Below are 13,675 nucleotides of genomic sequence, written 5' to 3'. Positions count from 1 at the left end.
GGCAAATAAAAAAGCAATAAAAAATATCACATGAACTTCGATTTTAAAAAGCTGATTCCTCACGCCATTGCCGTTGCTGTTTTTGTTGTGGTTGCACTCATCTATTGCAAACCTGCATTTGAAGGAAAAGTATTGAACGCACACGACAATATTGGCTGGAAAGGGATGGCCCAGCAGTCTTTTGAACAGAAAGAAAAACTCGGCCATTTTCCCAAATGGACCAACAGCATGTTCGGTGGAATGCCCACTTATCAGATTGCATTAGAAGGCACACATAAAGTATCCTTCTATTATGTGAGTTATGTATTAACACTCAGCTTACCAAAACCCGCCAACTTCTTTTTCCTGGCCTGTTTAAGTTTTTATTTACTTGCATTGGTATTAGGAATTAATCCATGGATTGCTATTATGGGTGCTTTATCTTATGCCTACTCTACATACGATCCGATTATAATCGGAGCCGGACATGATACAAAAATGCTTGCACTGGGATATGCACCATTAGCAATTGCCGGTTTATTATTGCTCTTCAAAAAGAGATGGTGGCTGGGTAGTGCGGCACTGTCAACTGGATTGGTTTTGCAACTCAGTACAAATCACTTACAAATTGTTTATTATACACTCATTATACTGGGAGCAATCACAGTTGGTTTTTTAATTGACAGTTTCAAAAAGAAAGAACTGTCAACTGCATTCAAAGCCCTTGCCATTGCAACGGTCATCGGTATTATTTCATTAGGTACGAATGCACTGGGTTCTTTAACTACATGGGAATATGCAAAAGAAAGTATGCGTGGTGGTGTAAGTGAATTAAAAGAAACAAAAGATAAGAATACAACCAGCGGTGGATTGGATAAAGACTATGCATTCAAATACAGTGTTGGTCTCACTGAAACATTTACTTTATTAGTTCCCGGAATTTATGGTGGAAGCAATGGAGGTAATGAATACAAAACATCAAAGTTCGCTGATAAGCTGATGGAAGTTGGATACCCCGAAGACCAGGCATTGCAGAATGCAAATGGCATTTCTTATTGGGGAAAACAGCAGCCAACTTCAGGTCCTGTTTATTTTGGGGCTGTGATTATTCTGTTGTTTGTATTTGCCATGTTCTTTGAAAAGGGATGGTTGAAATGGAGTTTGTTTGCTGCGGGTTTGTTTGGAATCATTCTTGCATTGGGCAGTAATGTTGATTTCATCAACTATTTCCTGTTTGATTACTTACCACTGTATAAAAAATTCCGTGCACCTTCCATGGGCCTGGTATTACCGCAATTGTGTTTTGTAATACTGGCAACTGTTGCAGCAAACAACCTGTTGTTTGGAACTGCAACTGCCGATGCTGTAAAAAAAAGCATTTAAGCAAACCGCAATTACAGCAGGGGTTCTTGTTGTAATTCTGGGTTACTTATATTTTACGTTCGATTATGTTTCACCGAATGATGCAAGAATAAAAGAGAACATGAGTGGCGCCATGCTGCAGCAGGCAGCACAGGGCAAGCAACCAACTCCTGAAATGCAGCAGCAGGCCGAAACATTCGGCAAAAGTTTTATCACAGCTATCCAGGCCGACAGAAGAGGATTGTTCGGAAGTGATCTTATCAGAACCATCATTCTACTGGCACTTACACTGATTGTAATCTGGTTAGCCACAAACAAAAAGCTGAAACCTGTTCCTGTGATGGCGATATTACTTGTATTGAGTGCGTTTGATTTATTAACTGTTGGAAGACGTTATCTCAATGAAAACAATTTTGTTGATCCCGATGAGTTTAACAATGCATTTGCCATGACCGATGCTGATAAAATGATTAAGCAGGATAAAGGTTATTACCGTGTGTTCAACACAACAGTTGATTTTACCAATGAATCGGTTACTTCTTATCATCATAATTCAATTGGTGGTTATCATCCTGCCAAACTGCAGATCTACCAGGACCTGATTGAAAACCAGATCGGCAAAAACAATATGCAGGTATTGAATATGCTCAATACTAAATATTTCATTGTACAGAATCCGCAAAACGGTCAACCTGTTGCACAAATGAATCCGGAAAATTTTGGTCCCTGCTGGCTGGTGAAAGGAATAAAATATGTTGAAAATGGGAAAGAAGAAATGAGAGCTCTTGACAGCACTGATCTGCGTGATACAGCGGTTGTACAGGTGAAATTCAAATCACTGATTCCAAACGCACCGGTTTATGATTCGGCATCAAGCATTAAGCTGATTGAAAACAAAAATGATATCATCAACTACGAATCACAGGCCAATAGCAACCAGTTTGCCGTATTCAGTGAAGTATATTATACAGCAGGATGGAATGCATTCATTGACGGCAAGAAGTCAGAGATTGTAAAAACAAACTATGCATTGCGTGGCTTAGCCATTCCTGCAGGAACACATAAAATTGAATTCAGGTTTGAACCTTACTCTTATAAATTAGGCGACAGACTTGATTTAATTGCAGCGATTCTTACTTACTTAATTGTATTCGGCGGTTTATTCATGGCCTGGAAAACAAGTAAGCAGGCATAACATGAAGAAGGTATTGAACATTGTACCCTACCAGTATCTTCCTTTTTTTTCCGGCGGACAAAAATTCATTGCTCAGTTCAGTCAATCATTGGGTGAGCAATGTGTTTTGCATGTTGCAGGTACAGCTGATAATGACGCTTCATTAGCGAAGAATTATTCTTTTCACCCCCTGCTGAAAAAGAGCCGATCCAGATATGCAGATATCAGTTCTTTCTTCCGCCTGAAAAAGTTGATCAAAGAACAGGAGATTGATACCGTTATTATAGAGCACCCCTATCTTGGGTGGCTGGGCTGGTTATTGAAAAAAAGCTGCAACATCAAACTCATCGTTCATACTCATAATATCGAATATGAACGTTTCAGAACCTTGGGCAAAAGCTGGTGGTCTGTTTTGAAATTATACGAAAGCTGGGTGTTACGAAAAGCTGATGCCATCTTTTGTATTTCAGAAGAAGACAGGCAATGGATGATTCAGCATCTCCAGTTGAAACCCGAAAAATGTGTACTGGTTCCTTATGGTATTAATCAAAAGTCAATGCCTTTGGATAAACAATCAAGTAAAGAACTTGTTTGCAGCAAACATGGTTTTAATCCCCAACACAGCCTTTTGTTTTTTAATGGCCTGTTAGATTACAAACCAAACCTGGATGCTTTAAACATCATCCTTGAGCAGATCAATCCACTTCTGCTGCAATCATCTCTTCAGTATAATATTCTTGTTGCCGGCAAACGTCTTCCTGCTGAACTGAATGAATTAAAAGAATGGAAGAATCAGCATATTCACTATGCAGGATTTGTTGATGATATTGAACTTTACTTCAAGTCAGCCGATCTTTTTCTCAATCCTGTTCAGAGTGGCGGTGGAGTAAAAACAAAAATGATCGAATCCATCGCATTCGGCACAACCGTTATCTCCACAAAAAGCGGAGCCATTGGTATTGAAGAAAATGTATGTGATGGAAAACTCGTAAACGTTGCAGATAACGACTGGATAAATTTTACAAGAGCAATCGTTGATAACAGTAATACATCAACAGAAACTCCTGCTGCATATTATGAGTTTTATTACTGGGAAAATATTATAAAGAAGATTATTGCTTCTTTAGCATAAGCCGATTCAGCTTTTCACAACCGGGTAGTCCATTCCATCTTTCAATGCCTGCACTAATTTTTTCCGCTGCTCTTTATTAAATCGTAGATAATAAGTAATCCTTGTAAAGAACGTATATCCTAGTGCGAAGTACTTTATAAATGCGTTGTAATTCTTACGGATGAAATAGCGCTTGTGCCTGTTGGAATAATAAATATAAAAAGGAGAAGAATCACCACGGGATGAAGAAGATACTTTATGCAGAATAGTAATAGCAGGCTCATAATAAAGCCTGTATCCCTTCGCACAGGCCCTGTACACAAAATCAGTATCGTCGTAGTAAGCAAAATACTTTTCATCCATCAATCCCACTTTTTCAAACACACTGCTTTCAACCAGCATAAAGCAGGTTGGTGCATAAGTGATATGTTTGGGTATGTCATATTCAGGTCCGTCTTCTTTATTGTACCCATAATGAATGCCCAATGCCCGCCATTTATTCATACTGCCGCCAGCCATCCATATTTTACGGTCGGAGTAATAATATACTTTCGTAACAATAATATGTTCGCCTTTCTTTTCACACAATGAAATCATAGTACCGAATGCAGTGTTCTGTTCAATTTCAATATCATTGTTCAGAATCATGACATGTGTGCATCCATCAGCCAAAGCCTGTTTGATGCCGATATTATTTCCTTCAGCCACACCAACATTAGCTGAATTCTTTATATGCCTGTGCTCAGTTACATGATAATCAGCAAGACAGGTTTCAATCACTTTATTGGAAACTTCATTAACAGAATTGTCAACGAGATAGAGAATATAATCTTTGTGTGTTTGTTCTGAAATGCTTTTAAAGAAACCGGGCAGCACATCATCACTCTTAAACAGAACTGTTACCAAGCCAATTTTCGCCATAACATTTATTTCAATAATCCTTTTGACTTCATTTCATTGATAGACTCTTCATATCTGCTGTTCTGCACCTCCTGACTGTTTACCCAATCAGTAAACCGTTTCAATCCTGTTTTAAAATCAACCTGGGGTTTAAACCCAAGCAGCCGTTCAATTTTACTGATATCAGCAAAATTATGACGGATATCACCTAATCTGTAATTACCTGTGATCTGTACAGGCACATCTTCTTTATAATAATCAACCAGCAGTGCAGCAACTTCTGAAACAGTTGTTGCTACTCCTGTTCCCACATTAAATACCCGTCCGTTTGCTTCATCTTTTTCAATTCCCAGGAAGGTTGCGCTTACCACATCATCAATAAATACAAAATCACGGGTTTCTTTTCCATCTTCAAAAATATTGATGGACTTTTTATTCCTGATGAGCGTAGAAAAAAATGGAAAGAATACCGGTATACGGATTGCTTAAAGATTGCCCCGGCCCATATACATTCTGATAGCGGAAAGCAACAGGCGCAATACCAATAGACGGACATACCGTCATTACCATCTGCTCCTGATTGTATTTTGTTATACCATATACAGATGATGGATGAATTTTTGATTCCTCATCTGTTGCAATTAACTGCAAAGGTTCAATTGCACCTGGATAGGTTACTTCAAAATTTCCTGCATCCATCAAAGCTGATGTTCTGTGTTCAGGATATACAACACCAAGTTCTTTTGAGAAGTACTTCCCTTCCCCATAAATTGCTCTCGATGAAGCAATCACTACTTTCTTTACACTTGTTTGATTATTCGCCAGGATGTCTAAGAGAATGGCAGTACCGCCAATATTCACATCCACATATTTACTGATCTGGTACATGGATTGTCCGGTGCCTGTTTCAGCAGCGAGATGAACGATTGTTTCATTATCAGCAATTGCTTCCTTCCAGTCTTCAACCGATGTAACGGTTCCATTTATAAAATGAACATTGTCCTTAATGGAAGTATATAACGGAGAAGTTGTTGCAGGATCTGCACCATGAATCTGTTCACTCAGGTTATCCAGCACCGTTACTTCATATCCATGCTGAAGCAGATGCAAAGCAAGATTCGAACCGATAAAACCTGCGCCTCCTGTAATTAATATTGTTTTACTCATTCGTCTTATACTTAAATGAACTGTCCTTCTTTATCTGTCATGCACCATTGCTTCGTATCAAAATTATAACGCTTGATGATGATGGCGGGTGAACCAACAGCAATACAGTAATCAGGAATATCTTTTGTCACCACTGAATTGGCACCAATCACACTGTTCTTACCCACACTGGCGCCAATTACACAAACATTCTCTCCTATCCACGCACCGTCACCAATCATCACAGGGTTTGTTTGCCGTATAGGTTGATCAATAACCGGCAGATCAATATTCTGATAGCTGTGCAGGTTATCGCTCAGATAAACCTTATCTGCCATCAGCACTTTCTTTCCGATCTCAATTTTAGAAGTAGAATAAATATGACTGAATCTGCCAATATAAGTACCGTCACCAATGGTAAGACTGCAATTCTCATCACCTGTAAGCGGCTCACAGGCCAGCCAGCCTTTATCGCTGATGTATACTTTTGAACCAATAAAAATGCGGGAATGCCCGTCGATTTTCGGATTAATCAAACGGGTGGAAGAACCAATTTTGCCCAACCGAATTTTATAGGCAGGATACCTGAACAGATAGTAAAACAGTAAGTTTATTTTCCTGAGCATAAGACAGCCAAGCTTTATTGATTGTTTCAACCGACAGCGATTTTTCCTGTAGAATCGAACGGCGGCAAGTTAGCACATTTCCTTTAATGCAGTAATGAGAGCGCCGGAAGCTGAGCCTTTTACAATGCTGTAAAATGGCTATTTTTGAGCCGACCAGAAAATCAGCGCATGAACATTTTTGAACGGCTATATATTGCAGTATTCAAGCAGGAGGCGAAACGAAAACTTTTCACAAAAGCACTTTCGAAGCTGAGCCAGCCCAACCTCTACCCCGTTACTGAAGCAGATGCTGTTCATTTTAAACATTTCGGTTTGGTGGGCGATGTTATTTATGCCATCCCAGCCATGAAAGCCCTTGCAGGAGAAAAGAAAATTAATCTGCACCTCCAGATCAACCAGAAATCGCTTTATAAAAAAAGCATGAAGCATGCCAACAAAGGCAAGATCTTGACAGAGAAAAGTGTGGAGATGCTGGCCCCGCTTTTACTGGCTCAGCCGGGATTTGAAGTGTGTGATGTATTAACAGATCAGCGGATTGATTACGATCTGGACGAATTCCGAAAATTTCCCTTTGATTATAATACCAATCATATCTGCCGCTGGTATTTTCATATGTATGGTATCACTGCTGATCTTGGAAAACCCTGGTTAACAGTTACACCGGACTCCACTTTCAAAGATGAAATTGTAATAGCCAGAAGTTTCCGGTACAGGGCGCCCGGTATCAGCTATGATTTCCTGAAAGCCTATCCCAACATTACTTTCGTTGGACTGAAAGAAGAATATGAGGATCTGAAACAGGTATTACCTGCTTTAAAATATAAAGCTGTTTCTAATTTTCTGGAGATGGCACAGATAATTGCAGGAAGTAAATTTTTCATAGGAAATCAATCCTTCCCGTTTGCTTTGGCGGAAGCACTGAAAGTAAAACGTGTACTGGAAGTATGTTTTGAATGTCCCAATGTGATTCCCGAAGGAAAAAATGGTTACGACTTTTGTTACCAGCCGCAGTTTGAAAAAATTGTGAAGCAATTAAATGATTAACACAAACTGCTTATTTAATTTTAACAATTACTGCATGACCGTTTAAATTATAAATGATGGCTCTGTCTGACATGTTTTTCTGTTCATTCACATATGTTGTTACACCTGTAGTTGTATGAAAACCATAATCATCAAAAACAATCATTCCGCCAATAATCAATCTGTCCCATATCCACTCAACAATATCTTTAGCTGATTGATAAACATCAACATCAATATGGCAAAGCCCGAATTTTTCATCTGGTTTAATCTGATGAGCAGTATCATTCGGAAAAATCCCGGTTAATATTTTATAATTGCTGTAAATGCCTTTCATTAATGTATCTACTGTTTCAAAAGTTGTATCCGCATGCTCTCCACCATTATAAAACTCATCTTTTTCTGAAGCTTTTACTATGCCTGTAAATGTGTCGGCCAGATAAAGAGGTACTCCGGAATTCAATAAAGCTAATTTCTTACCAAGAACACCTGCTGTGCCTCCTTTCCAAACACCTACTTCCAGGAAACCGGCTGATGGATCAATCGAATGAATTTCTTCAGTTAACTGCCACAATTCATAACAGCGGTACATATCAACCAGTGTATGATCCTTTATTTTTTTATAGATAGTCTGAAACTCAGTATCCTTCAGCCACGGTGCATAATTTGCATACGGCAATATCACTTCATATTGATAATCGTTGACAGAAAAATTGATCTTGGATTTATTAATGACCTGGTATCCCGCTTTTGACAAAAGATTGATGATTAATTTTTTCATCTGGTTTAATTTATTCGTTTTCTACTTCGTTAAAATTAATTATAAGTAATTTCTTTCCACAGCTAAAAAATCCTCAGCAACATCTTTATCTTCCTTGTGAAACAGGCAGATATCATAATAGGCCAACAGATTTTTTTTCTGAAGAGATGTAATTATGCATATATGTAATTACCTCACTATTCTGCATGTCCGTAGCTAAAACAAGGTTCCCTTTGTGATCAAAAAAAACAATTTTGTCATAGCCTGATTTTTCAAATGAGAGGATGGTTGAAAGTCCATCTTCATTGATAGCTTTCATGCTTTTTCTGTTATACTCAAAAAATAATACAGGCCGATGCTTCCGGATGATTTCTGAAGCTCCTCTTAAAACAATTGTATCAAACCCTTCCACATCCACTTTAAGTAATTTGAGCTGTCGGTCGGAAAAACCACCGGCTACGATAATTTCATCCAATGTTTTGAATACAATCTGCCGGCTCCCCTTTTCCTCCGGAATGATTGTAGTATTCCACCCTGCATGCTCAAGGTTTACATTAATACTTTGTGATTTCTCTCCGAGATAAGACTTAACTAATGAAATATTGTGAAACTGTTGAATATTCTGTTGCAGAAATTCATAACATACCTCATCGCCTTCAACTGCAATTACCGGCAGATCGATGGCTGATTTCAGAACTGCGATTGTATCACCAACATTGGCACCAACATCAATCACAGTCACGCCTGGATATTTTTTATGAATTGCAACAGCCAGTCGTCCAAGCTGAATATTCAGAGTAGGGTAAAGCCGGTAGTTGATTAACTGCATACTATTCCCGGGCATTTGGACCGGGTATTTCCCAACATTGACTACTCCGTTTTTTTTACTTCTGGGGAAATAAGGCAGACCAGTTTTAATAATGTCATACCCAAATCGTTGCAGGATATTTCTGATAAACTCTTTCATAATATATTACTGATATCTCAGATTTGAATTACTGAATAATTTTTAACCAAAAACTTCTGCATCCTGTATCTTCGTTACAGTTGAGAATCAATCTTAAATCTTATGCCAATTTCTTTTAAAAAGACACTAAAAAAAATACTTGTCACAACCTTATTTAAACATATCAGATCAAGCTATGCACAAAGTGGCGAAGATATCATTATTAGTGATTTGTTCAGTCACCTTAATATTCAAAACCCAACTTACCTTGACATTGGGGCCAACGACCCAATTGCCTTAAGTAATACATACAGATTATATAAGCGGGGCAGCAAGGGAGTTTGTGTGGAGCCAAACCCGGTTCTCTGTAAAAAAATACAGCAGAAACGTAAAAGGGACACCTGTTTGAATGTTGGAGTCGCTTTTGGTGAAAGAAGAGAAGCAGATTTCTATGCATTTCCAGAGAAGTTTAACGGGTTAAATACTTTCTCAAAAGAAGAAGCAGACTTCTGGGAACATACAGGAAACGAAGAAATTGGTATGCACAAAGTGGAAAAAGTCATTAAAATGAAACTTGTTCACATAAACGAAATCATTGAGCAATACTTCTCTCCTCACCCAAATCTTGTTTCTATTGATGTAGAAGGCTTAGATTTTGATATTCTGAAAAGTCTTGATTTCAGCAAATACAAGCCGGAGGTTTTTTGTATTGAGACATTAGGGTTCATAGAAAACAATAAAGAAATCAAAAAAACCGAGATTCTTGATTTTCTTAAAGTACATGGTTATTTTGTTTACGCCGATACTTATATCAATACAGTTTTCTGCCTGAAAAGTGCTTATAAAAACTTAGCCTGATAAAGATCATTTAATGATAAACACTTAAGGGTATATTAGCATCAGTTTTATACCTATTTTTGGTTATACTCCTCTATGATCAGACTATTATTTCTGTTACTGCTGACTTCTGAAACACTATTTGCGCAAGTAAACCTGAACCAGGGTTTAATGGCCCATTACCCGTTTAATGGTAACGCAAATGATGTTAGCGGTAATAATAATAATCCGGTTTTTAATAACGCTACTTTAACGGCTGACAGGGTTAATAACCCAAACAGCGCTTACAAGTTTAACGGAATCAACAACTACATACAAATACCCAACAGTCCCACTTTAAACATGAGCAGTAGTATTACATTGGCTGCTTTTGTAAAAACAACTGGTTTTTACTATGGTACTTGCCATGGGAACGCAATTTTAATGAAGGGCTTAGATGCTGCGCCAACAACAACATTTAGGTTGAGATTTGGAGATGAAATGTATAGCAATGGCACAAATTGTACCTATTCACCTCCCGATACTATTCATCAAAACTACTCGGGGCACGGCGCAGGAGCAGCTGGTGGTTATACTCCATATGTAACAAAAAATGAGTGGGTAAGTGTAATTTATACCTATGATGGAACCTATGCTAAACTGTATATCAACTGCCAATTAGTTCTAAATAATTTTTCACCGGGATATAATTTCAGTAATACCCATGATCTCTTTATGGGCAAAATGGATGACCCTACGTTCCCCTATTGGTTCAATGGCGAAATGGACGATGTAAGAATTTATAACAGAGCAATTAATGAAGACGAAGTAAAAGCTATTGTTGGCAGTTGCCAAACCGTGCAAGCCCCCTGTACAATTAAAAACGATTTTTCCTTTTCCCGTAATCCATGCTCTCCCAATGCAATTACTTTCTCAACAACTTCAACCTCTTACAACAGTATAGCCTGGGACTTTGGTGATACGAATACCGCAACCGGTTCATCAACAGCATTACATACCTATACAAATCCCGGAAATTACCAGGTTGTAATGATTCAGGATTATGGCACCTGTATTGACACTGTCAGAAAAAATATTTCTGTTGGAATTCAGAATGATAATCAAACAATCCTGACAAATGACACGACCATCTGCATTGGAATACCCAAGCAGCTGTTATCTTCATCGGCTCTTTCCTATTGCTGGTCACCAACAACTTTTCTGAATAATCCTTCTGCTCAAAATCCAATAAGTTCTGCTACGCAATCCATAACATACTATCTCACTACTGAAAGCAACGGCAGTAACCTGATTACAAACGGAAACTTCAGTGCTGGGAATACAGGTTTTTCATCGCAATATTTCTATACAAGTAATAATACAAAAGATGCTGAGTACTTTGTCGGCACAAGTCCGCAGGCTTGGTATTCTGCACACTTTCCCTGTACTGATCATACTACAGGTAATGGGAATATGATGTTGGTAAACGGTTCGGAAATAGCTAACCTTGAAGTTTGGAAAACCACCGTTACCGTAACTCCAAATACAAATTATTCTTTCTCAACCTGGATCAGTTCAATTTCGAATCCTAATCCGGCACAGTTAGCTTTTTCAATTAATGGAAATTCACTTGGCAGCGTTATCAATGCAAGTGTTCCACCCTGTAACTGGAATCAATTTTATACAACCTGGAACTCCGGCAATGCCACTTCTGCTACGATTTCAATTATCAATAAGAATACGATCTTTTTTGGAAATGATTTTGCCTTAGACGACATATCCTTCTCACCTGTCTACATTAAAAGAGACAGTGTAAAAATTACTGTTGATACTCCAGTCATAAACACAAATTCTGATCTTGCTGTTTGTGAAGGAACACAAACTCAACTGGCAACTACCGGGGCATCAACCTATACCTGGTCTCCTTCTACAGGCATCTCAAATCCCAACATATCAAACCCAATTGCAGCCCCTGGTTCTACCACTCAGTATTTTGTTACAGGAACAAACAGCTTTGGTTGTATTTCCAAAGACAGTATTACCATTACAGTTCATCCAAAACCTGTAATTACAATTACAAACGATACACTGCTTTGTAATAATGCCACACTTCAACTTAGTGCAGGCGGAGGGACATCGTATACATGGTCGCCGGCTGCTTCGCTTGATAATAATCTTATTCCGAATCCTGTTGCATCTCCATCTTCCAATACAAAATATTATGTAGCGGTTAAGGATGCAAACAATTGCAGTAACATTGATTCTGTTCAGGTTGATATTCGCTCGGCAAATAATTTTATTATCAATCCGCCTGTTGATATCTGTACAAATGACTCTGTTCAGCTTTCTGCATCAGGCGGTGATACTTACAGCTGGGATAATGCTTCGACAATTAATAATGCTTCTGTAGCAAACCCCTTAGCTTCTCCACAAACAACAACTCCCTATTCTGTATTGATTACTGATACTGTCTGTCATAACTCAACAACACTCTCAACAACAGTGACCGTGTTGCCTTTGCCTTTGCTCTCACTTACCAAATCAAACGATATTGATTGCAGCTCTAACCAGAGTCAGTTGACAGCATCCGGTGCAACAATTTACAGTTGGTTGCCTGCAGGCACATTAAACAATCCGGCTGTTTATAACCCAATAGCTTCTCCCACTGTAACAACAAATTATATTGTAACGGGAACAGATTTAGACGGATGCATGAACACGGACAGCATCTTAGTGCTTGTTAATGCTGATAATAAAGGAGGGTACCTGATGCCCAATGCATTTACACCAAATAATGATGGTGTGAATGACTGTTACGGAACTAAATACTGGGGTGTTATTCTTGAAATTGAATTCAGCATTTTCAACCGCTGGGGTGAACGTGTTTTCTATACAAAGGATCCAACAAAATGCTGGGATGGAACGTATAAAGGAGTTCAACAGAACCCGGATGTATTTTCCTACATGATTAAAGCAAAAACAAGTTGTGAAAGTTATGTGTTCAGAAATGGAACCTTTACATTGATCCGTTAGCTGCTGATTTATCCCCCTTACGCAGATTCTCTCTGAAAAAATTTCTTTTTATTCTTTCTATATTTCTATTAATGGGCAAAAAAAATGCACTCTTGGTTAAGAATGCATTTCAATACTGATAAATAAACTTATTTAATATTTGTGCCTGTGTCTGGAATACTAAGCAGTTCAACTACTTGTTTATAATCCATGCTTTTTACCTGATCAACTGTATAACCGGCAAGTTGGCCCGACGTATAACGACCGCCAGAAACTCCTCCAGGAATTAAAATATACCGATAATAAATAGGTGCATAATTATTTACAAAGGCTGCATTATCAAATCTTCTTGTGCCTACCCTGATAGTGCCTACCTGAACATGCTCTACAAAATGTGATATCAAAAAAGTTCCGTCAAACCAGGGTAATAATCTTATAGTATTTGGAACATCAAAATACATATAAACCAAGACAACACCCTGATTAACTATTGCAGCAGTAACACCCGGAGCACTAAGATCTTTATTATGACTTGTCGCAAGCTGCCCAGTATTTGACCACTCTGCATTTGTTACTGTTATCCAATTTGAATAGATAACATTAGCAGTTCCTGTAGCACCTGTTGCACCAGTTGGTCCGGTTGCTCCTGTCGCTCCAGTTGGTCCGACAGGGCCAGTTGCACCTGTTGCGCCAGCTGGTCCAGCGGGCCATTTGCAGGCAATTAAGAAAATAAAACATGCTGAAATAAATAAAAGTGGCGAGATGAGTTTTTTCATACTTTTTTGTTTTTAAAGGTTACAAAACATTATGCAATATAAAT

At 38.4% G+C, this 13,675-nt stretch carries 11 protein-coding genes and 1 pseudogene; 6 read left to right on the top strand and 6 right to left on the bottom strand.

The window, feature by feature from the left end; translation table 11 throughout:
* The first annotated feature begins 30 nt into the window (after window positions 1–30).
* The 3 genes from IPK31_15265 to IPK31_15255 all read left to right on the top strand — a co-directional run bounded on the left by IPK31_15265 (window position 31) and on the right by IPK31_15255 (window position 3,647).
* On the top strand, window positions 31–1,362 hold the full coding sequence (locus IPK31_15265; GenBank protein MBK8089182.1) for a hypothetical protein: 1,332 nt from the start codon (window positions 31–33) through the stop codon (window positions 1,360–1,362).
* Between the two features lie 100 nt (window positions 1,363–1,462).
* Window positions 1,463–2,536, top strand: a complete 1,074-nt coding sequence (locus IPK31_15260; GenBank protein MBK8089181.1) for a YfhO family protein — start codon at window positions 1,463–1,465, stop codon at window positions 2,534–2,536.
* A gap of 1 nt (window position 2,537) precedes the next feature.
* Window positions 2,538–3,647 (top strand): glycosyltransferase family 4 protein, encoded by a 1,110-nt coding sequence (locus IPK31_15255; protein MBK8089180.1) that lies wholly within the window; start codon window positions 2,538–2,540, stop codon window positions 3,645–3,647.
* Between the two features lie 6 nt (window positions 3,648–3,653).
* Here the strand turns inward: IPK31_15255 and IPK31_15250 are convergent, their stop codons facing one another.
* The 3 genes and pseudogenes from IPK31_15250 to IPK31_15240 all read right to left on the bottom strand — a co-directional run bounded on the left by IPK31_15250 (window position 3,654) and on the right by IPK31_15240 (window position 6,298).
* Window positions 3,654–4,547: a glycosyltransferase family 2 protein gene (locus IPK31_15250; protein MBK8089179.1), complete on the bottom strand. Its 894-nt coding sequence runs from the start codon at window positions 4,545–4,547 to the stop codon at window positions 3,654–3,656.
* Between the two features lie 5 nt (window positions 4,548–4,552).
* Window positions 4,553–5,693, bottom strand: a pseudogene (locus IPK31_15245) (NAD-dependent epimerase/dehydratase family protein).
* An 11-nt stretch (window positions 5,694–5,704) separates the two neighbouring features.
* The gene (locus IPK31_15240; GenBank protein ID MBK8089178.1) at window positions 5,705–6,298 is read right to left on the bottom strand and encodes an acyltransferase; all 594 of its coding nucleotides are present in this window, start codon (window positions 6,296–6,298) and stop codon (window positions 5,705–5,707) included.
* Between the two features lie 168 nt (window positions 6,299–6,466).
* Between IPK31_15240 and IPK31_15235 the strand changes: the two genes are divergently transcribed.
* Window positions 6,467–7,342, top strand: a complete 876-nt coding sequence (locus IPK31_15235; protein MBK8089177.1) for a hypothetical protein — start codon at window positions 6,467–6,469, stop codon at window positions 7,340–7,342.
* Window positions 7,343–7,352: 10 nt separating this feature from the next.
* On the opposite strand, the gene IPK31_15230 is transcribed toward IPK31_15235, so the two are convergent.
* Window positions 7,353–8,102, bottom strand: coding sequence for a class I SAM-dependent methyltransferase (locus IPK31_15230; GenBank protein ID MBK8089176.1), 750 nt, complete (start codon window positions 8,100–8,102; stop codon window positions 7,353–7,355).
* Between the two features lie 112 nt (window positions 8,103–8,214).
* Window positions 8,215–9,048 (bottom strand): FkbM family methyltransferase, encoded by an 834-nt coding sequence (locus IPK31_15225; protein MBK8089175.1) that lies wholly within the window; start codon window positions 9,046–9,048, stop codon window positions 8,215–8,217.
* Window positions 9,049–9,150: 102 nt separating this feature from the next.
* Between IPK31_15225 and IPK31_15220 the strand changes: the two genes are divergently transcribed.
* Window positions 9,151–9,885: an FkbM family methyltransferase gene (locus tag IPK31_15220; GenBank protein ID MBK8089174.1), complete on the top strand. Its 735-nt coding sequence runs from the start codon at window positions 9,151–9,153 to the stop codon at window positions 9,883–9,885.
* 75 nt (window positions 9,886–9,960) lie between these two features.
* Window positions 9,961–12,876: a gliding motility-associated C-terminal domain-containing protein gene (locus IPK31_15215; protein ID MBK8089173.1), complete on the top strand. Its 2,916-nt coding sequence runs from the start codon at window positions 9,961–9,963 to the stop codon at window positions 12,874–12,876.
* A gap of 128 nt (window positions 12,877–13,004) precedes the next feature.
* On the opposite strand, the gene IPK31_15210 is transcribed toward IPK31_15215, so the two are convergent.
* Window positions 13,005–13,631 (bottom strand): hypothetical protein, encoded by a 627-nt coding sequence (locus tag IPK31_15210; protein MBK8089172.1) that lies wholly within the window; start codon window positions 13,629–13,631, stop codon window positions 13,005–13,007.
* Window positions 13,632–13,675 lie beyond the last annotated feature (44 nt).

The sequence above is a fragment of the Chitinophagaceae bacterium genome (assembly GCA_016713085.1).
Taxonomy (GTDB): Bacteria; Bacteroidota; Bacteroidia; order Chitinophagales; family Chitinophagaceae; genus Lacibacter.
Note: the sequence above shows the minus strand (reverse complement) of the source record. Positions and strands in the feature narration are given on the sequence as shown.